General features: G+C 28.4%; 20 protein-coding genes. 17 read left to right on the forward strand and 3 right to left on the reverse strand.

Annotated features, from left to right (window positions below):
- Positions 1 to 15 precede the first annotated feature (15 nt).
- From SCHRY_RS05635 to SCHRY_RS02175, 15 genes are all read left to right on the forward strand, one after another.
- Positions 16 to 2,265, forward strand: coding sequence for an ATP-binding cassette domain-containing protein (locus SCHRY_RS05635; RefSeq protein WP_016338815.1), 2,250 nt, complete (start codon positions 16 to 18; stop codon positions 2,263 to 2,265).
- Entirely contained in the window at positions 2,258 to 4,438 is a 2,181-nt protein-coding gene (locus SCHRY_RS02110; RefSeq protein ID WP_016338816.1) for an ABC transporter substrate-binding protein, read from the forward strand. The genes SCHRY_RS05635 and SCHRY_RS02110 overlap by 8 nt, the downstream gene beginning before the upstream one ends.
- On the forward strand, positions 4,438 to 5,067 hold the full coding sequence (locus SCHRY_RS02115) for a hypothetical protein (RefSeq protein WP_016338817.1): 630 nt from the start codon (positions 4,438 to 4,440) through the stop codon (positions 5,065 to 5,067). Before SCHRY_RS02110 ends, SCHRY_RS02115 begins: the two co-directional genes overlap by 1 nt.
- Positions 5,068 to 5,216: 149 nt before the next feature.
- Positions 5,217 to 6,356, forward strand: a complete 1,140-nt coding sequence (gene rmuC / locus SCHRY_RS02120) for a DNA recombination protein RmuC (RefSeq protein WP_016338818.1) — start codon at positions 5,217 to 5,219, stop codon at positions 6,354 to 6,356.
- A gap of 73 nt (positions 6,357 to 6,429) precedes the next feature.
- Complete coding sequence (gene efp / locus SCHRY_RS02125) at positions 6,430 to 6,987, forward strand: elongation factor P (RefSeq protein ID WP_016338819.1); 558 nt, start codon at positions 6,430 to 6,432, stop codon at positions 6,985 to 6,987.
- A 17-nt stretch (positions 6,988 to 7,004) separates the two neighbouring features.
- Entirely contained in the window at positions 7,005 to 7,307 is a 303-nt protein-coding gene (locus tag SCHRY_RS02130; RefSeq protein WP_016338820.1) for a hypothetical protein, read from the forward strand.
- 269 nt (positions 7,308 to 7,576) lie between these two features.
- Complete coding sequence (locus tag SCHRY_RS02135) at positions 7,577 to 9,361, forward strand: APC family permease (protein WP_016338821.1); 1,785 nt, start codon at positions 7,577 to 7,579, stop codon at positions 9,359 to 9,361.
- A 199-nt stretch (positions 9,362 to 9,560) separates the two neighbouring features.
- Positions 9,561 to 10,580, forward strand: coding sequence for a spiralin lipoprotein (locus SCHRY_RS05220; RefSeq protein ID WP_016338822.1), 1,020 nt, complete (start codon positions 9,561 to 9,563; stop codon positions 10,578 to 10,580).
- Positions 10,581 to 10,650: 70 nt separating this feature from the next.
- A complete protein-coding gene (locus SCHRY_RS02145) occupies positions 10,651 to 11,301 on the forward strand; it encodes a hypothetical protein (RefSeq protein WP_144060282.1) in 651 nt (216 codons plus the stop codon).
- 293 nt (positions 11,302 to 11,594) lie between these two features.
- Positions 11,595 to 12,224: a uridine kinase gene (gene udk / locus SCHRY_RS02150; protein ID WP_016338824.1), complete on the forward strand. Its 630-nt coding sequence runs from the start codon at positions 11,595 to 11,597 to the stop codon at positions 12,222 to 12,224.
- Between the two features lie 97 nt (positions 12,225 to 12,321).
- Positions 12,322 to 12,795 carry a transcription elongation factor GreA gene (gene greA, locus SCHRY_RS02155; protein ID WP_016338825.1) on the forward strand — a complete coding sequence of 158 codons (474 nt, stop codon included), beginning with the start codon at positions 12,322 to 12,324 and terminating at the stop codon, positions 12,793 to 12,795.
- Between the two features lie 117 nt (positions 12,796 to 12,912).
- On the forward strand, positions 12,913 to 14,088 hold the full coding sequence (locus SCHRY_RS02160) for an IS3 family transposase (protein ID WP_016338826.1): 1,176 nt from the start codon (positions 12,913 to 12,915) through the stop codon (positions 14,086 to 14,088).
- A 100-nt stretch (positions 14,089 to 14,188) separates the two neighbouring features.
- The gene (locus SCHRY_RS02165) at positions 14,189 to 14,452 is read left to right on the forward strand and encodes a hypothetical protein (protein ID WP_016338827.1); all 264 of its coding nucleotides are present in this window, start codon (positions 14,189 to 14,191) and stop codon (positions 14,450 to 14,452) included.
- Positions 14,453 to 14,835: 383 nt separating this feature from the next.
- Positions 14,836 to 16,374 (forward strand): cytoskeletal motor fibril protein Fib, encoded by a 1,539-nt coding sequence (fib, locus tag SCHRY_RS02170; RefSeq protein WP_016338828.1) that lies wholly within the window; start codon positions 14,836 to 14,838, stop codon positions 16,372 to 16,374.
- A gap of 117 nt (positions 16,375 to 16,491) precedes the next feature.
- Positions 16,492 to 17,760, forward strand: a complete 1,269-nt coding sequence (locus SCHRY_RS02175; RefSeq protein ID WP_016338829.1) for a YitT family protein — start codon at positions 16,492 to 16,494, stop codon at positions 17,758 to 17,760.
- A gap of 29 nt (positions 17,761 to 17,789) precedes the next feature.
- Here SCHRY_RS02175 and SCHRY_RS02180 read toward each other — a convergent pair whose 3' ends face one another.
- Positions 17,790 to 18,767: a hypothetical protein gene (locus SCHRY_RS02180; protein WP_016338830.1), complete on the reverse strand. Its 978-nt coding sequence runs from the start codon at positions 18,765 to 18,767 to the stop codon at positions 17,790 to 17,792.
- Between the two features lie 99 nt (positions 18,768 to 18,866).
- Here SCHRY_RS02180 and SCHRY_RS02185 point away from each other — a divergent pair, with 99 nt between their 5' ends.
- Both SCHRY_RS02185 and SCHRY_RS02190 read left to right on the forward strand, forming a co-directional pair.
- Entirely contained in the window at positions 18,867 to 19,778 is a 912-nt protein-coding gene (locus SCHRY_RS02185) for a deoxyribonuclease IV (protein ID WP_016338831.1), read from the forward strand.
- A gap of 9 nt (positions 19,779 to 19,787) precedes the next feature.
- Positions 19,788 to 20,261 (forward strand): protein-tyrosine phosphatase family protein, encoded by a 474-nt coding sequence (locus tag SCHRY_RS02190; protein WP_016338832.1) that lies wholly within the window; start codon positions 19,788 to 19,790, stop codon positions 20,259 to 20,261.
- A gap of 26 nt (positions 20,262 to 20,287) precedes the next feature.
- Here the strand turns inward: SCHRY_RS02190 and SCHRY_RS05410 are convergent, their stop codons facing one another.
- Entirely contained in the window at positions 20,288 to 20,437 is a 150-nt protein-coding gene (locus SCHRY_RS05410; protein WP_169336067.1) for a hypothetical protein, read from the reverse strand.
- 70 nt (positions 20,438 to 20,507) lie between these two features.
- Complete coding sequence (ispG, locus tag SCHRY_RS02195) at positions 20,508 to 21,587, reverse strand: flavodoxin-dependent (E)-4-hydroxy-3-methylbut-2-enyl-diphosphate synthase (protein ID WP_016338833.1); 1,080 nt, start codon at positions 21,585 to 21,587, stop codon at positions 20,508 to 20,510.
- Positions 21,588 to 21,907: the final 320 nt, after the last annotated feature.

Consider the following 21,907-nt stretch of genomic DNA (forward strand, 5'->3'; position numbering starts at 1 on the left):
GGAGGAAAACGATAAATGCAAAAAAATGAAGACATTATGTTGCGAGTACGAGATGTAGTTGTACAATTTCGCCAAAAGCAAAAACGAGTTAATGCCGTTAAAGGTGCCAGCTTTGACATTTATCGGGGAGAAATTTTTAGTATTGTTGGGGAATCAGGAAGTGGTAAAACAACAATTGGGCGAGCAATTGCTGGGATTGAACAAATTAAAGAGGGGGCCGTGTACATGAATAATAAAATTATTCGTGGCAAAGCACCAAATTTATTAAAAAATACCTTATTTATTCAAGAACGTGTTCGTTTAATCACAGCAAATAATACGCTATTATTAAAAAATTTGGAAGGATATATTAATGAGTTAAAAATAAGATACTATCAATACTTTGAAAATGTTCGTTATAATCCAACAACAAAACAATTAACACCATATTTAAATAAGGATTATCAAAGTATTGCCGAAGCAAAAGGAACTTATCAAACAATCTTTGCTCATGATAAAGCAGGAAAACATTTTCGAATTTTACAAGAACAAATTGAAAATAATATTTATCTGTTAACAATTATTTTAAAGAAATACCAAGCTTTAATTCGTTTTGTTGATAAGTTAAATGAATATATTCCAGATTTAGATTTAGCTTTAGAAACGGCATTAACAAATTTATTAAAAGCAAATAGTAAATTGTGCCAAGAGTTAATTTTATCTGCGCAGCAACTTTATACTCTATTAGAAATAATCGTTAAATTGCATAATGATTTATCATCAACATCTAGTGCCGGGGAAATTAAAAAATATTTTGAAGAGGTTTTTGAAACTATTCGTTCAGTCTTAGAACAACGTCATGAATATTTAAAAAAGCATCAAATCTTAAAGCAAAACAATAAACAGTTGTATCTTTTATTGGCTCCACAGAGGGAACGTCAAAAAATTATTAAAAATTATCACAAACGTTATTTTGTCCGAGCAAAAGATTTAAATGTTCTTTTAGACCAACAAGAAAAAAATGGGCTAAACACAGCTACAAAGAAAACAGAACTTTCCCAGTTAAGACAAAAAGTAGGGGTTTTAGCTAATTTAAATATTAACCCAAACTTAATTGATGAATTATTAATAGTTCTTACTAATACTAACAATGGTGATGTTAAAAAAACTTTAAATAATCTAACTGTGAATGAAGTCGGGAAAAAATTAGCTGAATATTTAGCACCATTTGGCAATGATTTATTCCGCCTTACTAGGGTAGTAAAAGAACTGATATATTTTAAGAAGTATCAAGTTTATTGTGATTTAACAATTATTAACTTATACAATCAACTAATGAATAAACCACAATTATCAGTCGAACAATTCAACGAAGTAAAACAATTGTTAGATTTATTAGAATTACCAATCTTTGATGATATTATTACGAAAAGTCCATTATTTAAAACTCCTAGTCAAGCAGAAAACCGTCAAAACAAGAAAAAAATTCAAATGGTTTTTCAAGACCCCTCAGCTTCTTTAAATGACCGAATTTCGGTTGAAGAAATTATTGGTGAAGGACTTGAGGCATTTCCGGAGATATATAAAAATGATGAGGCACGTAACTTATATTTAGAATTCTATAATGCAAATTTAGCTGAAAATGAAGCGACTATGACCTTAAAAGAAGTTAAAGATTTAGATGTTAAACGATTTTTAATTTTAAATATGATTAAAGAAGTAGGGTTGTTACCTGAACACTTATCACGTTATTCTCATGAATTTTCAGGGGGGCAACGCCAACGAATTGGAATTGCGCGAGCATTAATTATGAAACCAGAATTTATTATTGCCGATGAACCAATTTCAGCTTTAGATGTTTCAATTCGTGCCCAAATTTTAAATTTATTAAAAAAATTTCAAAGTCAAATTAATTTAACCTACATTTTCGTCGCTCATGATTTATCAGTTGTTCGCTTTATTGCTGATCGAATTGCCGTAATTTATCATGGTCAACTAGTTGAATTGGCCCCAGCGGAAGAGTTGTTTATTAACCCACTGCATCCTTATACAAGGGCCTTATTATCAGCGATTCCGTTACCAAATCCGAATTTGGAAAAGAATCGCGAACATTACATTTATGATCCTGAAATTGAGCATTATGATTATCATTATGCGTTACCAGAATTTCATGAAGTTACTCCTAATCACTTTGTTTATGGGAATAAACGGGAAATTGTCACAATTAAACAACAATTAAAAGGACAAGATAAAGCAAATAGCAAAGGAGGCGTTAATAATGTTTAAGAAGAAATTAGCGGCTTTAGCCTCAATCACGGCATTAATCACTGTTGCTCCTAGTGTTGTATCATGTGCGATTACAATGGAATATTTAGCTAATCGAACAGTTGACCCAACCGTTTTTCGTTCAATTTTTAAAAAGCCGGTGCAAAGTTGATCAACTGCTAGTACAAATAAGGTTGATGATAATAAAGTTTTAGCCGATTTAGTCGGAACGTTAGTTGCTACTGATAAATATAACCGTAGTTTTGGTGATTTAGCAGTTCAAGCCGATAAAAGTAGTCATTTAGTTGGACAAACAAATGAAGATTTTACTGTATGAACATACAAAATTTCGCCAGAAGCAAAGTGATTTGATTACGAAGGTAATTACTTACGTAATGTGCAAGCGACTGATTTAATTAATACCGCTAAGTTTGTTTTATTTCCGAAAAACCTGTCTGAAACAGGAGGATTATGACGAACTTTTATTGCCGGGGCAAATGAAATTTGAAATTATTTTGGAAGTAGTGAATATAATGGTGAAGATTATATTCATGATAAGATTTGAGAAAAATTAGGTATGACTGTTAATGCCGATAATACGGAAATTACTTTTCATTTAGCAAAATCAGCTTATTATTTTGACACCCTAATGACTTATTTAGCTTTTGCGCCGTTACCAGAAGTTGCTTTATCACAGGGATATAGTTATGGGACAAACTATCACAATATTTGATATTCAGGGGCTTATTTACCAAAAAAATATGATCCAGCCTTAGAAATTGTGCTAGAAAAAAACCCAAGTTACCGTCATCACAAATTGGCATATATTAACAAATTAGTTTATACATATTTACCAACAAAAGATGATTCACGGGAAAGAATTTTATTTGAATCGGGAGATGTGACGGAATTTGTTGTTGCTTCAACGGATATTAGTGGTTGAAATAAATATGTTGGCCCTGACCCAGCTAGCCCAATCTTTTCAGGGGCGTCGAGTATTTTAAACCCTGACCCAACTACTTTTATTATGCAATATAACTATAGTAATGCTAACGTTGTTAATCCAAATTCTGCTTTGAAACAAGAAGCCGTCATTGCTTCAAAAGCTTTACAATCAAAAGCAATTCGTGAATATTTATCAACACAATTAAACCGTAGTAAATTTGTCAAATTTTATTCTGAATCATATGATACAACTGAAACATCATCGTTTTTACGAAATGTTTATACAGCTCGTAATTTCATTAATAACGAGGGGAAAGATTATGCCCAATATGTTGAAGAGGAATATGCAAATCGCTTGTTAGGTGGGGATGTTGATGCTGCGCGCTTAGAAATGCGTGATGGTAGTGATGCCTTATTTCAAAATCCCTTGTTAGTACCTGATATTAATCAATTAGATGCTGAAATTGGTAATTGGTTAACAGCTAATAATTTACCAAATACCGTGACTTTAAAATTATTAATGAACGGAGTAACTAGTTTAACAATTAATAAGTTTATTGAAAATATGATTGACACTTTTAATGTTCATAGCTCCCATATTAAGATTCAAGCTGATGTTAGCGTTGATGATAATGATTATAATACTCGTCAACGAAAAGGGGACTGAGACTTAGCAATTTTAGGATGATCACCAGATTTTGCTGACCCAAGTACTTATTTACAAACAATGATTATTGAAGGTGATTTGCAAGCCACTTCTGGCACAGCGCGAATTTTTGATGGGCTTAAAATGAATAATCATTATGCACCCAAGTATCAAGATGCTGAAAAGCAGTTATCAAATCAATATTGAAAAAATTTACAAACAACTGCCACCGAAGATTTTTATAATTCATTTAAAGATTATAATAATTTAGTTGCTAAAAGTGATGAAATTACTCGCACAGCCAAAAATCAATTGGATGCTCGTTATGAATCATTTGCAAAAGCAGAATTCAATTCAATTTATCAAGATTATCTCTTTTTACCATTGTATGTTCCAAATGGATCATATCAAGTAAAAATTTCATATTCAATGCCACGAACAGCAATTACAGTTGGTTATGGAAGTTCGAAATATAAACACTGAGGGTTACAAATGAATCGCTTTTTACTAAATGCAAATGAGCGAAAATTTACCGAAATGCGTTACCAAGAACAGTTAGAAATTATTCAAAAAGACTATGGGGCTTTTAGGGAGGACTATTAATGATGAGAAAGCTATTATTAACTTTTAATACAATTAGTATTTTTTCAACTAGTAGTCTTGTTGTTAGTTGCCAAAAAGCAGAAGCTCATGACCAAACAAAAATAACTCTTTCTGCTATTAAAACAGAATTAGCATTAGTACCGATTATTAATCCTAAACAAACAGTAACAGAGTTTATGTTTGAAGACGCAATTTATCGCGCTTTAGAAACAGATGATTTTCGGGGAACTCCTAATGATAATGAATTAGTTTTTACTTATTATAGCAATGGGGTTATTACTGACTGAAAGGATTTATCTTTAACAGAAAGAATTGCTAAAACTGACCGAGTGGAGTTAGAAATTACAGCTGGTCGCGAAGCCAAACATTTTTTGGATAAAACACCCAGAATTTTTACAACTTTGTACAAAGAAGAAGTAGCTAGTTTAGAAGATATAAAACTGATCTATGATCTTAATGACTTGAAAGCATTACCAGAAAAGGAGTTACAACATTATTTTGAATTAAAAAATAAAACAATTTTTTTTAATAATCGCCATGTTATTTTTACAAAAACACCAACAGCAGTTACTATTAGTGCTGTCGATACATCAGATCGTTATAAAGGAACTTTAACAATTAAATTGTAAGGGAAATGTTATAAGACTAAAGCCAGTTTTTGTGGTCTTTAGTTTTTTTCTTGTTAAATTAACCTTTAATTGTTATTGCAGTTTATCAAAAAAAATGCTTTAATCAAAGAGGCTAATCATCAATTACATCCTAGAAAGGAAAAAAAGATATGACAGTTGTAGCATATATTTTATTAGGAATAATTTTATTTGTCTTACTATTATTCTTAGTGTTATATTTAATAAAATCAAAACAAAAAAATTTAAATAATAATGATTCAATGGTTTTGCAAAAAGATATTCAAGCATCAAAAGATTTATTAGAACAGCAAGTTCGCAATTTACAAGAACAATTACAGTATCAAAAACAAGAATTAGCTGCTTTAATTGGTCAATCAATTAATAATGATCAAAAATTTAAAGAAAATTTGGCGTTATTAGCGCAAGAACTTGGTAATTTTAAATTAACTGCTGATAAGCAAGATAGTGATTTAAAAAATGTTTTAAATACACAAGGTCAATCAGTAGCCAAATCATTAACTGATGTTTTAAATAATTTAACAGTTTTAGCAAAATCAACTAATACTTTAGAGGAAGTTGAAAAAAAAGTTCGTAGTTTAAATGATATTTTTTTAAACAATAGTAAAAAGCGAGGAAACTTGGGAGAGTATTCTTTAGAAAAAATTTTAGCTGATATGTATGGGGAAAATCAAAATATTTGGCAGCGGCAATATAAATTACCAAATGGAGGGCTAGTTGATGCGGTTTTAAAAACGCAAGGTGAAAAGGAAGATATTGCGATTGATGCTAAGTTTTCATTCACAAATTACAATAAATATTTAGAAGAAACCGAAAAAACAAATCAGGACCGTTATTTAATCGCTTTTAAAAATGATTTAAAAGTCCGCGTTAATGAAGTAGCAAAATATATTAATCCGGAAAATAGTATTTCAAGTGCAATTATGTTTATTCCTTCCGAAAATGTTTTTTCTTTTGTTTATGCGCAATTTCCTGATGAATTAATTTCCTATGCCTTTAAACAAAAAGTATGAATTACATCACCAACCACTTTATCAGCCATTTTATTTATCATTGAAAAACACTCACGTGAAATTGCTTTTAATAAAAGTATTGAAGTGATTCGTAAAAATTTAATTAATATTAAAGGGGAATTTGATCGTTGAGAAGGGCGTTGAAAAGGTTTTCTAAAAAATTATAAAGATTTAAATGGTTCAATTGATGAGTTAGAAATTACGCATAAAAAAATTAATAAAGAATATGAAAAGATTTTTGATAATAATTTAGAATAAGTATATAACTATTGAGATATAATTAGTTTAGTTTATAATTAAAGTGATATTAAATTTTAGAAAGAGGAATATTATGATTAGTGTAAATGATTTTCGCCCCGGAATAACTTTTGAATATGAAGGTAATATTTATGTTGTTCTGGAAGCCCAGCATTCAAAATCTGGTCGTGGTCAAGCCCATGTTAAAGCAAAAGTAAAAAATTTACGAACAGGTTCAACAACAATGATTACTTTTACTGGTGGAGATAAAGTAAGTAAAGCAATGATTGATAAAGTTGAAATGCAATTTTTATATGATGATGGATCAAATGCAATTTTTATGGATACTGCAACATATGAACAATTAGAAATTCCTTCAGAACGATTAATTTGAGAAAAAAACTTTTTAAAAGAAGGGGTAATGGTATCAGTTAGTAAGTTTGAAGGTGAAGTAATTGGGATTGTTTTACCAGATAAAATTGATTTACAAATTGTTGAAGCCGAAGCGGCAATTAAAGGGGATACAACATCAGGAGCAATGAAAAAAGCTGTCTTAGAAACAGGTTGAGAACTTTTAGTTCCTTTGTTTATTAAAGAAAATGAAATAATTACTGTATCAACTGCTGATGGAAAATACTCAGGACGAGCATAAGTAAGGAGAAAAATACTATGGAAAGTAATAATTTATTGATTGAAAAAAATTATCGGGGAGAATTATTAGTTAGTTTATTAGCCGTAAAAAAATTAGTTTCGTATGCTTTACGTGATATAGCAAACCGTTTTTTTATTGATGAAATTAAATCTTGTTTATTTGATGATAATTTTTTATTACATATCTTTATTAGTGGGCGTGTAATTAGCGAAGAAAATCTTACTGCCTTAACACAAGAAATTAATGAAGTAGTTATTAATGAGATTAATTATGCTTTAAAATTAAAACCAAAAAATATTAGTATTACTTTTCATCACTAACTAAAACTTTATTTTAATTAGAAATTATTTACTTAACAACATAAAAACAGTTTTTCGGATTATTAATCCGAAAAACTGTTTTTGTTTTTGTAATGATAACAAGATTAATTTTATTATTTTTATTAAATTAATTGATTTTTAATAACTTTGGGGATATAATAAAAAACATATTATTTTATGATATTTTTTTATTTAAAAATAACTTGGTAAAGGGATATAATATTTTAATTTATTATTGGGTTTAAATAGAGAGGAAGCGATATTATTTTATGCGAGAAAAAAAGCAAACAAAAAAATTTAGTTTAGCTGATTTTGTCTGACTAGGTTTCAACTATACCGTTTCAGTTGGGTTTATTGGTAATTTTGCTGTTTTGTCAAATGTTACATCAGACTCTGATCCAATTGGAATGCATGTTGTGTGAGTTTTCGCTGTGGAAGGATTAGTGGCGGGAATTTGTGCTTGAGCTTTTGCTAAAATGGCAAAAATTCATCAATCTAATAATAATGGTGCTGCTTACATTTATGTTCGAACATCATTTGGGAAATTTTGAGGAATTTTTGTTGCTTTTATGCAATATGTTTCATTACCATTTTTAATTACAATCCAAGTTATGATGCTAATTCGCGGTGCATTTGGCGTTGATTTTGTTGCCCAAGAGGTTAGCAAAGGGCATTATGTATTACCCTGGTATGCTGCCAACTGAGGTGCATTTGGTGATTTATGATTAGATTTAATTGGAATTCTAATTTACATGTCAGCTTCGGCAATTATTTTTGGCGGAATGAAATTATATCGAAAATTGGCAAATGGGACAGGGATTGTTAAATGAGCAACAGCTGGTTTTTTAATTATTGCGGGTTTAGCATTAGCTTTTCAAAAAGGTCCAGAGAATTTATCTTATTGAGGTGAGAATAGCCATTTTTCCTTGCCGGGTTTTGTAAAAGCGTTTAATTCATGTTTCTTCTTTTTTGCTGGGTTTGAAACTTTTTCAACTGCGGGGAAAAATATTATTAATCCTGAAAAAAATATTGGGCGTGGAATTACTCTAATTATGTTTATTAGCACAATTTTTTATATTGTTATTTCAATTATTTTCTTTGCTGCTTTTAACAGTTTTGTCCAAAATATGAATATGGGGACATGAAATAGTTTTAATAATAAAGTAATTTTATATGGAGGGCCAATTATAATGATTATTTCCTCCTTTGCCCTCAAAGTAAATGTCGCAATGCAAAATGCCCTATATGGTGGAACGTCAATCCAACCTATGGCAACAGAAGGTTATTTACCTGATCGATTTCGTAAACTGAATAAAGATGGTTTACCAGTTCGAGCATCAATTTTAAATTTATGCATCACTGTATTAATGATTTTTGTTTGATTAGCAATCCCGGATTTAATTAAGGGAATTTCATTATCATTAAAACATGGGATGTTTCCAACAATTAATGATATTCTTGCGTATAAACAACCATTTAATATTTCCTCATTAACAGAAGCTGCTTCTGCGATAGTAATTTTTATTTATGCAATGGTAATTGCCGTGACTTTAAAATTAGGATTTCAGAAAAAAATTAAAATCAAAATTTGAGAATGAATTGTTTTTCCGGTTGTGTTATTAGTTTTAGGATTTGTTTTTGGATGACATTATTATAGTTTAGTTAATGGTGTTATTACAAGTTCCCAAGATGATTTTCAAAGTAAATTAACGGGGGCAATTATTGAATTAGTCTTTATTATCAGTTCAGTTTCATTTGCAACAATTTGATACTTTACGTATTATCGTCGAAAATATCTACAAAGAATGCAAACAAATCCAGCTTTACAAGCAAAATTAGATAGTGAGTTTGTGATTAGTGATGATTTAAAATATGTCACAAAAGATCTACGTAATGAAGTTATTGAATATTTAAAACGAAATAAAGCATTATCAAATGGACAAGAACCACCAAATGAGAATTATCAAACGGCCAAGGCATTACTTGATAACATTAATGGCATCTATGAAAATTTAGAAAAAAAAGAGCAAGAAAATGGAGAAAATGATGACTAGAGAAACAGGTTTTAATTAACCTGTTTTTATTTTTTCTCTTTGGGATTAAAATTAGTAAAAAATTATTCAAAATTTCCAAATTAGAATAATTTTTTTCTTAAGTTTCTTATTGAATTCTTGATTTTTTTCTATTTTTGGTATATTATGGAGTTAATGTTAAATAAAAGTATTTAACATTAGTAAGGAAGGAACAATTATTATGAAGCGTTTATTAGCAATTTTAGGTGCGGTCGGTTTAACAGCAACTGGTTCAACAGCAGTAGTTGCATGTAGTAAATCGAGTGACACAACGAAAGCAAACGATTTATCAAAAATAAAAAGTTTTGAAGCGCCAACAGCCTTTAAAGCAAATGACTATACAACTGTAAAAGAAGCGGATGTTAAAAAAGCTTTAAAAAATAGTGTTTTAATCGAAGTTCAAAAACTTGTAAGCACTGCAACTGAAAGTGATTATACTTTTGGTGTTTATAATGATGGAAGTGGTGGAGAATATGCTCCTGTTGATGTTTCAGAAAACAGTAAAAATGTTTATGTAAAAGTTAAAGCCGCAACTACTACAAAAACAGACCCTGTTCTTATCGGTGAAACAGGGTACATTAAGGTTACTTTACCAGCTGTACCAGACTTTGTTAAGGGAGATCTTTCAAAGGTTACAGTAATTGCACCAGCACCAGTTGAAGTAGCTGAAGACCCAAGTAAAGTTACAATGGATGAAGTTAAGGATGCTTTAAAAGATACTGTTTTAGCAGCAGTTAATAGTGTTGCTTTAGCAGCTGATGGTACAGATTTTACTTATAAAGTTTCTAGTGATGATCAAGGTGTAGAAACAAATCCAATTGATTTAACTACTGAATCACAACCTGTTTTTGTTAAAATTACAGCAAAAACTGATAATGCACTTCTTGAGAAAGCAACAAATTTCATTAAGGTTACTTTACCAAGATTTAAATATGATTTAGGATTAAAAGAAATTGAGATTGAACCAGTAGAAGTTGTAAGAAGTGATAGTGTAGAGGCAGTTCCAAAAACACATGTTATGAATAGTTTAAAAGATAATGTTTTAACTGCAGTTAAAACTGTTGTATCTACTGCAACCACAACAGATTATAAATTTGATATTTTTGCTGATGCCTTAGAAACACCTTATAAAGAGGTTGATATAACAACAAATGACCCTGTTGATCGAACAGTTTATGTTGAAATAACAGCAACAAAATAGTAGTGAAATTCTTAGAGGGACATCAGACCCTATTGAAGTAGTGCTTCCAAAAGAACAAAGAAAAGATCTTATGACTCTTGGAGTTATTGCTGCTCCATCAATTTGGCCAAATGATCCAAAACACGTAACAGCGCAAGAAATTAAAAATGCATTAAAAAATAATGTTCAAACAGCAATTGAACAAATTCAACCCAAAGCAAAATTGAATGTTGACTATGATTTTACTGTTTCTCGTGATGATCATGGAGCAATAATAGATACACTTGATTTTACATCATCTATCGCTGCTAATCGAACAGTTTATGTTATAGTTAGATCACTTGATGATAGTGGTTATCTTAAAAATGTATCAAATGCTAAGGATGTAGTTTTTACACAAGATACAAGATCAGATATTAGTACAGTTGATACTATTGCTGCTCCATTAACTGTTCCTGCAGAAGATGGTAACGCAGTAACAGAAGCAGAAGTTCGTGCAGCATTAAACCCCAAAGTTGTTGATGCAGTTAACGCTCTTGATCCAACACCTAATGTAAGCATAAATGATTTAACTTATGCTATCTACACAGATGAGCAAGCAGAAACAATTTTACCAGATACTATTGATTTAGTTGGTGATGCTTATCCAGTTTGAATAATAATTACAGCTGAGTCAAATAACCAAAAAATTTGAGGAAAAACACAAACTCCTATTAATGTAATACTTCCAAAAATTGTTTAGCATTAAAAAATTTTAATTTAATAACAAGTTCACAGTTTTAAATAACTGGGATTTTAAGTAAAAAATGCTTTCGCTTCATATTGAAATGAAAGCATTTTTAAATTTAAAACCTTTTTTTATTTATTTCACATATGTAAATTGGATAATTATTTCGTATATCTTTTACTTCTAAAATGTTGTGTAATTAAAATTTACTGTTATTATTATGTTTATAAAATATTTTTATATTATATATTTTTATTATTTACCATGATATGCTAAAATAATTTATGGAAGATATCAAGGGGGAAAAGATGTTAGATCAGAAAGAAGTTCAAATTTTAGCAATTGCTGGGGGAACAGCAAGTGGTAAAACAACAGTTGCCAAAAAAATTGCCCATATTTTAAAAAATCAAAGAATTGTTTATTTAGCAATGGATAGTTATTATAAGTCATTAGATAATCTGAGTTTAGTCGAACGGAAAAAAATTAATTTTGATCATCCCAATGCTATAGATTTAGATTTATTAATTTCACATTTAACTAGTTTAAAACAAGGAATGGATGTTTTACGACCAATTTATGATTTTACGCAAAATAATCGCTTAAAAGAAACCGAACTTGTTAAAGCAGGAGATGTGATTATTTTAGATGGGATTTTGGCCTTAGCAATTGAAGAAATTCGCAAATTATCTAATATTAAAATATTTATTAAAACAGAAGATGATATTCGTTTTATTCGGCGTTTAACTCGTGATATTGAGGAACGGGGACGAACTGTCCAGGATATTATTCATCAGTATTTAGCAACTGTTAAACCAATGTATGAATATTTTGTTGAACCAAGTATTAAATATGCTGATATTATTGTTCCTTATTATGAAGGAAATGAAATCGCCATTGATATGATTGCCACAAAAGTCAAAAGTTTGTTAAAAAGATAATGTTTATTGGTACAAAAGATAGTATTTTTTTAAAGAATAATGTTATAATAATCAAGTGTTAAATAAGCAATAAAGTAATTAGAGGAGTGATTTTATGATGCCAAATGAAGAAATTTTATTAACAAAAGAGGGAATCAAAGATTTACAAGCAGAATTAGATAATTTAATTAATACTGTTCGTCCACAAGTAATTGAAGAATTAAAGGAAGCTCGTGCCCAAGGGGACTTGTCAGAAAATGCTGACTATGATGCTGCACGAAATCGTCAAGCTGAAGTTGAAGGACGAATTAAGCAAATCGAAGGTTTATTAACAAAAGCTAAAGAAATTAAAGAAGTTAAATCAAAAGCCGGAGTTATTAAATTAGGAAGTAAAGTTACTTTTACAAATTTATTATTAAAAAAAGATTTTGAAATTAAAATTGTTGGAGCTGTTGAAGCAAATCCATTTGAAAATACAATTTCAAATGAATCTCCAATTGCTAAAGCAATTATAGGCAAAAAAGTTGGAGAAACTGTTGAAATTAAAGGAATTCAAACACCTTATAAAGTAACTATTGTTTCAGTAGCATAAAATAATATTTCTTAATTTAGATCAAGAAAAGAGTTAATGTAATGAATACCTAAAATAAAATAGACACATAAAAAGTTACTTATGTGTCATAATTTTATTGAAAGGTATTCTTTTATTATGGGAACAAAATGATTTACAAAAAACGAAAAACTTAATATTTTAAAATATTACAAAGAAAATGGTTGAGCAAAAACAATTAAAAAATTTGAAATTTCAACACCAACTTTATCTCGTTGAAAAAAGGCAGTTAAAATTAGTGGAGAAAAAGCGTTAGAACCAGGAAATGGTCTACAATCTAAAGGAATTCGTCGACCAGGGCGTCCAAAAAATCTTAATTTTGAATTAATGACAAAAAAAGAATTAATTGAGTATATTGAAATGATTCAAGATGTAAAAAAGTCCTTGCCCAAATCGAAAAAGAAGAAATTTCAAACGATTTGGTCCTTAAAGAAAAAATACAAGATTAAATATTTATGCAAAATTTTAAATGTTTCTAGAGCTGGTTATTATAAATGATTTAATGCTGGAATGAAACTTTTTAATAAATGGAATAATACAATTGCAAAAATAGTTAAAACGTTATTTCTAACTTTTAAGAAAATTTATGGATATAATATGTTAACACTAATTATTAATAAACTATATAATTGAAATTTAAAACCTCATATTGTCTATAGATATATGAAAAATATGAATTTAAAATCAATTATTAGAATAAAAAAATTTAATTATAAATTATCTTCTGGTAACAAAAGACATGAAAATATCATGAATCAAGATTTTTCAACCACAGATATTAATCAAAAAATAGGAACAGACATAACATATTTATTAACAAGCGACAAAACCTATTTTTTATCAATAGTAAAAGACTTTCATACTAATGAAATTTTGGACTACCAAATCAGTAATAATTTAGAAAAAGAATTTGTCTTTAAAAACATAATTAATTCTTGAGTAAAAGCTGGAAAGCCATCAACTTGAGTTCTACAATCAGATCAAGGTTTTCATTATACAAATTCTGATTATGAAAAATTATGCAATTATCTTGGAATTACGATTTCAATGTCCAGACGTGGAAACTCTTATGATAATGCCCATACAGAATCATGATTTGGTACTATGAAAACTGAATTTTTATATCATATAAAAAGAAAAAAACGAACAGCCAAATGAATTATTGAAAATCTACCTAAATATATCTATTTTTACAATAATTTTAGACCACAAGCCAAATTAAAAGGAATGAGTCCTGTTCAATACAGAAAATCATCCCTTCAAGTAACTTTTTAATTGTCTATTTTTCTTGACATATTCATAAAATTAACTCTTTTCTTTTATTTTAAAAGGAAATATTCCTTTTTTTTAAAATATAATAATAGGAGGAATTAAGATGGTAAAATTATCAATTACCGAAATGAAAACACTAAAAGCTGGAATGTTATCGGGGGCTGTTCTTGCTGGAATTGCTGCAATTATTACAGCTTGTACTAGTAGCTTAACAAATTTGGTGTCTTCAGGAGTTTCGGCATATGTAGGAATTAAACAGATGAATAGTATTGAAGGAAGCTATAAAACCCCAAATGGTGCAAATTTAACATGGTCGGATAAAAATAATCACTTAAATGATAGCCATTTAAATATTTTATTTGTATAAAATAAATTATGATTATATTTTATAAAATGAAAAAAAATTATATTATTTTTAATAATATAATTTTTTTTTACTAATTCTTATTTTTGGTTTTAAAAAGGTTAGAAAAGAAGGTTTTTTAATCATTAAAAACAGTATTTTTTTTCTTTTTTAAATTATTTTAAAAATAAAATTATATTTTATTTTAAATTATAAAAAAAAAATTATTTTTATTTTAAATAAAAATAAAGTAATATTATATAATTTAATAATTTTTGATTGAAAAAAAGTATAAATGAGATATAATTATCTTAGTTGTATTTTCTATTTACAAAAATGATAAATAGAATTTGCACGGACATAATATATGATATTAGATATATTAAAGGAAAATAGAGGTGTAAAGAATGATAGGAGTTATTTCAACTGCTTACTTCACAATGAAAGATAAACACAATATTAAAACAGTAAAAAAATACTGATGAAAAAACTGTGTTATCCAACATGTTAAATACCATGGGAAAACTTTCATTATAGCAACTATCGGATATGGTAAATCTAATGCTGCAATGGCAGTAACTTATTTATTAGAAAAATATCCAGGATTGCAAACAATTTTAAACGTTGACTTAGCATTGTCAACAAATGATAAACATGATACTGCTGATACAACAATATCAACAAAATTCATTTATCGTGATGCTGATTTAACAGTGTTCAAAGATATTAAATATGGACAAATTGTTAATGAACCAGAATCATTCCAATTTGATGGAGAGTTTGCTAAAGTTGTTAAAGACTTTAAATTAGGATTAACTGAAGGAGTTACAGGAACTGCTGATATGTTAATTTATAATTCAAAACAATTCAAAGAAATGGTTGATAAATACGGTCATACAATTGACGTAATTGATACTGAAGCTGGAGCGCTTGCTCAAGTTGCTAAAAAATCAAGTGTTAACTATTTAGCATTAAAAATTATTTACAATAACGCATTATCACCATGAGATAATGATCCAATTCATAAATTTAAAATGTATGAAACAGTTAATACATTAAAATACTTATTAAGAAGATTATTCAACTTATTAAGTTCAAAATATGTTATTGATTTATCACAATCATCAAATGATGATTTAGATACAATTAACGAATTGTTTGAAATTAAACATGATGAATGAATTAAATTATTCAAATCAAATACACATAAAATTTTATCTGGATTTGGTCCATCATTAATGTTAGTTGATAAACAAGAAAAATCACCAGTAGCTTTAGATGTTATTCAAGTAATGAAATCAAAAATTAAAGATGAAGAAGGTCCAAGTAAAGTAATTTTAGGAGAAGATGAATGAAAAAATGCTCCTAAAAAATGATTACGTAAATTATTATTCTTAGAACAAGTTCGTGTTAACGATGATGAATTATTATGAAATAAATCAGCAAAATATGACTTAAATACTGAAAAACTATACAAAGTTGAAACAGTTGCAAACGAAATTGCTGCTGCAATTGCTGAAAAATGTCAAGATAAATCATCATATACATATAATGGCGCAACAGTTCCAGAAAAATATTTATTAGTATCTTGTGACGCAAGAATTTCATTCTACATTACTCATAATCAATCACATGAGTTTGTGGAAGATAAAGCATTTGGTTCACAATTAGTAGCAAATGAATTTGTAAAATATTTAAATGAAGCATTAAAAGATGTGGATTCACCATACCAACAAATTGTAATTTATATGGGTGTACCAGCATTAGACTATCGTAAAATTCCTGTATTTATTCCATCAGGAAGAGGAGCAAACCGTGGAGTTAAATTTGGACAAATGAATCAAAAATTCCAAAGAGATTACACAGTTGTTGATATTACAAGAAACGATTACGACCCAGTTAAAGTTGGATCATTTAAAGTTACAATTCGTTTAAAAAGTGAATAATTAATTATAAAATAAAAAAACAACAATTTGTTGTTTTTTTATTTTATTTTAGTGTTATACTATACTAAATATTATATTTACAAAAAAAAAAAAAAAACTATAAAAATGGAGATAGTGATGGGAAAAAACGAAAAAAATAAAGATGACTTTGCTAACAATGAAGAGCTCAAAATTAGAGCGGCACGGACAAAGGATTTAATTGCTGAGAAACGAAAAACACGGAATCGAGATCGCATTAGTTTAAATGATTTTAATGTTGGAATTAAACAATATTTTAAATCACGTTTATTTCGCGATTATGCTTTTATTTTATCAGCTGCTTTTTTATCAATGATTAGTTATGACTATTTTATTGCCCCAACAACAAGTAATGGAATTACCCCAACCGGAATTGGGGCCATTGCTCGGGGAATTTCAATTGCAATTTGACCTAACCAGTCAGAATTATCTTTACAAACAACAATGTATTGAGTCTTTTTCTTAACGATGAATGTCCCATTATTTATTTTTGGAGTTTTAAAAGTAGGTTGACGTTTTTCAATTCGAACAATTATTTATGTTTTATTTCAAAACGGATTTCACTTTGCCTTTGCCTTTATTCCAGTAATTAATCCGACAGAATTTAATCTAATTGTTAACTATAATGATATAAATACGTTCCATAATTCCCAGGGAATGTATCAAATTTGGTTGTTTGTTTTTGCCACTGTTGCGGGAGTTTTAAATGGAATTTCTTTTGGAATTGTTTATAAGGGTGGGTCATCAACGGCTGGAATTGATTTTGTGTTAGCTTATTATTCAACAAAATATAAAAAATCAATTGCTAATTATAATCGTGTTGTTAACTACTTTATTATTTTAATAGTTTTAGCAATTCATACTATTTTAATGTCCTCAACCGAAATTACTCGGGTTTACTTTGGCAATGACTGACAAGATAAAATTGATGAAATTGGTAAAATTGTTGGATCTAATAATATTGACCGAGTTAACGGTTTAACAAATTCTGCCTTTGCCATTTATAAAGTTAAATATTTCTTTGGTCCAGCATTATTTGGATCATACTTATTTGTAATAACTCAATCAGTAGTAACTGATATTATTTTCCCAAAATTTAAATACCGCAGTTTAATGGTTATTACTTCTCGTGGTGATGATGTTGTAACAGGATTACAATTTGTAAAATATCCTAATGATATTGTTCGCATTGCTTCAAAAGATCATTATGATGGTAAAACAATTAATAATGAAATTATTATAGTTTCAACTTCGTTATTAGATTATAAATGAGTTAAAGCGGCAATTGTTGTTGCTGACCCAGATGCTAAAATTCTATCGCATAAATTAGATCGTGTGATAGCTGACTATTCTGTTTCTAATTATTAAAAAAGTTAGTTAATAAATTAAAGAATTTATTAACTAATTTTTTTTGCTATTTCAATTCACGCTAAACTTTTAATTAGAATTTGATAATCATGTTCAAATGTATTTAATATATTATGATAAGTTGTTGTTGGATTTAAGCTAATGGGGAAATTAAATAAACTATCATAATTATCATTGCCATTATTGCTATTAATTGTTACTAAATGGAGTGATAAAATATTATTTACCAATTTAATGTTTGGAATTAATTTTGTTGTTTGCATTAAAGCTAAGATATCTGCTTGAAATTGGGCTGTTAATACTTTATTGTGTTGATCATAGTTGAAAAAATTAGCAAAAGTTAAATTCTTTTTTTGATAATGATTTTTATGAGTTATTTCAAAATGATGATTTGTTTTTTGACCCAAGTTAATTGTTAAGAAAAAACAACGATAATAATTTAAATTTTGGGGTTGTAGTTGTAAATTAGGTTGCAAATTATCTAACACAGCTGATGTATTAACACTAACTGTGCCCAAATTAAAAGATAAGTTTTCATATTCACCATCAATAATTAAATCATTAAAAGTTTGATTAACATAGTAATAATTATTATTGGGGTTAATTGTTCATTGATAGTCTATTTTATTAATTTTTATTATTTGATTATTAATAAGGGTTTGGTAAAATGGCAATAATTTTTGATTATTAAAATTTTCTTTGATAATTTTAATAATTTGGTGTTGTTTTTTATGGACCAAAAAAATTAACCCTAAATTTAAAAATAATAAAATTAGAAAAATGATTGTTAAAATTAAAAACATGTTTTGATTAAGATTATTAAATTTGGGGTTAAAGGCAAAAATTGTACAAGTAATTGTCCCCACCAAAAAAACCATTAATCCAAAATATGTTAACAAATTGAATCATTTTCAACTTATGATATGGTGTATTTTATTAAAATGAATATCATCATAAATATTATTGACCATTAGTTTTAAATCTTTTTTTTGTTCAGTATTAATCATTATTTTTTCCTTTCTTAAAACAATTTTTTTCTATTAATTAATTATATATATGATATTATAAAAGAGCAAAGAAATAAAGCACCAGAAAGGAAAAAGATAATGAAAAACTTAATAATTGGTAGTCATGTTAGTATGAATAAACCAGGAAATTATTTGCTAGGCGCCTTAAAGGATACAATTGCTAATGATGCAAATGCCATGATGATTTATACTGGCCCTCCACAAAATACAATTCGAGTTGATACTAGTAATTTTTTTATTGAAGAATTTCACGAACAGTTAAAAAGTAATAATTTAAGTCTTGATAATGTAATTATCCATGCGCCATACATTATTAATTTAGGTAATAGTATAAATCTTAGTACTTTTGATATTGCTGTTGAATTTTTGAAAAAAGAAATTAAACGTGCAGAAGAAATAGGGGTTAAGATAATTGTCCTACATCCTGGTAGCGCAGTTGGTGCGGAACGACAAGTTGGTTTAGATCAAATTGTCAAAGGTTTAAATTTAGTTTTAACAAAAGTACAAACAGTTAAAATTGCCTTAGAAACAATGGCTGGTAAAGGTACTGAATTAGGCATTAATTTTGATGAATTAAAATATATCATTGATAATGTTAATTTTTCAGAAAAATTAGGCGTATGCTGAGATACTTGTCACATGCATGATGCAGGTTATGATTTTGAAAATGATTTAGAAGAAATTTTAGCGGAATTTAATAATAAAATAGGTTTAGATAATTTATTATGTTTGCATATTAATGATAGTAAAAATCCAATTAATAATCATAAAGATCGCCATGAAAACATTGGTTATGGGTTTTTAGGCTTTGAAACGTTAATTAAAATTATTTATCATCCTTTATTAGATGGTAAAATTAAAGTTTTGGAAACACCATATGTTGGGGATAAAGCAAATGCTACCCCACCATATAAAGCTGAAATTGCAATGATAAATGCAAAAAGTTTTACTGATCCGTTTCATAATTTGAATAAAGTAATAGTAAAATAAGGAGGAACAATGTCAGCAAAAAAAATTTTAGACCACCTTTATTTAGGCGATCGTCATAGTATTCCAACAAGTGCTGAAATTGTTATTTCATGTGCGGAAGAAATTTACCAGGAACAACGAATCAAAATGGCTGAAAAAACAGATAGTAATGATCATTTTTGAACTGATAAAAAACATGTTTATTTTAATTTTAAAGATTACCCAACATTTCAAGCAATTGATATTAACAGTATTATTCAGGTTTTAAAAATTATTGATAATAATATTCGCAATAAAGATATTTATGTTCATTGTATTTGAGGGATTAATCGCAGTGCCACAATTGTTTTTATGTATCTTGTTGCTAAAGGATATTTAAATACCGAAGATTTTGATGCAGCCTTAGAAGGGTTTGAACGACTATATCCTTACATTGATCCTAATCCTGGTTGATTTGATTTCTTAATGAGTGAGTTTCCATACACCCATTTAATTTCTAATTAAAAAAACTGATTGTAAAATCAGTTTTTTTATCTTGTTGCTTTACAACATTCACATTTTTTATTAACACAGTCTGTACATGAAATACAGATTAAACATGAACGGCAACCAACTTTTGGTTTACTACATGTTCGACATGATGAACAATCATGATTTTTTGTTGGACAACATACTGCCATTTTACCCACCTCAATATTTTCTAACATATAATTACTTTATGATTATAACATATTTAGGTTGATAGTTAAATTAACGGACGTTATTTTTTAATCATTGTTGATATTCTTCATCAATTAGTTTTTTTAGTTCTGGAACTAATTCATCTTGCTGACAAGTTTTAAATATTTTTCCTTTTTTAAAAATAATGCCACCATTTTTACCCCCGGCAATACCAACATCAGCTTGTTTAGCTTCGCCAGGGCCATTAACAACACATCCTAGAATTGCAATTTTTAATGGAAATTTCATATTTTTTGTATATTCCTCAATTTCTTTAACAACTGTAAATAATTCATATTCTAAACGACCACAAGTTGGACAAGCAATGACATCAACAACGTTTTGATATAAATCTAAGGCATTTAAGAGTCTTTTGCATACTTCAACTTCTGCAATTGGGTCAGTTGAGAGGCTAATCCGAATTGTATCACCGATTCCTTGGAGTAGTAAAGGAGATAGCCCAGCACAAGATTTAATTGTTCCAGTGTGTAAACTACCAGCTTCGGTAATTCCTAAATGAATCGGGTAGTTTCATTCTTGGCTGGCTAAAGAATAAGCTTCAATTGCCATTAATGGTTCGGTTGCTTTTAAGGATAAGACAATATCATAAAAATCTAAATTTTCTAAGATTTCAATATGACGTCGTGCACTTTCAATCATTGCTTTGGTTGTTCAACCATATTTATTAACTAAATCAAGTGGTAAACTACCTGAATTAATCCCAATTCGAATTGGGATTTTTTTCTCTTGGCATTTTAAAACAACTTTTTTAGTATTTTCAATATTTCCAATATTTCCTGGATTAATCCGAATTTTGCTAATACCTGCATCAGCGGCAATTAACGCAAACTCATAATTAAAGTGAATGTCCGCAACAAGCGGGCAAGGAGCACGTTCAACTAGTTCTTTTAAGGCATTAGCATCATCTTTTCCTAAGACAGCAACTCGGACAAGATCACATCCTTCTTGATAAAGGGCATTAATTTGAGCTAATGTTCCTTCAATATCATGGGTTTTTGTATTAGTCATTGATTGAATAACTACTTTATTTTGGCCACCAATTTGAATATTGCCAACCATAACTGGGCGAGTGTTAATGCGATTTGTCATAATTTTCCTTTCTAAACATTTAAAATAGGCGGTAGGGGACTTAAAGATACCGGTAGGGGACTTTTAAAACCTTTATTTTAAAGGTTTTTATTAAAGTCATTATTTTTCTTGTTTTTGTTGTTAATATCTTACATTGTCAATCAAGAATAATCAAGGTTAAAGTAATTTTTGTTAAAATTTTTATTTCTTTTAATTTAAGATCAATAATTATTCATTAATTTCAATGGTATCCGTATAGGAAGCTAAAGAATTTATCAGTATTATAAAATTTGTTCCAAATATTTTCCAAAATTGTTCCAAAATTGTTCCAATTAGAGTAA

It is taken from the genome of Spiroplasma chrysopicola DF-1 (assembly GCF_000400935.1).
GTDB classification, from domain to species: Bacteria; Bacillota_I; Bacilli_A; order Mycoplasmatales; family Mycoplasmataceae; genus Spiroplasma; species Spiroplasma chrysopicola.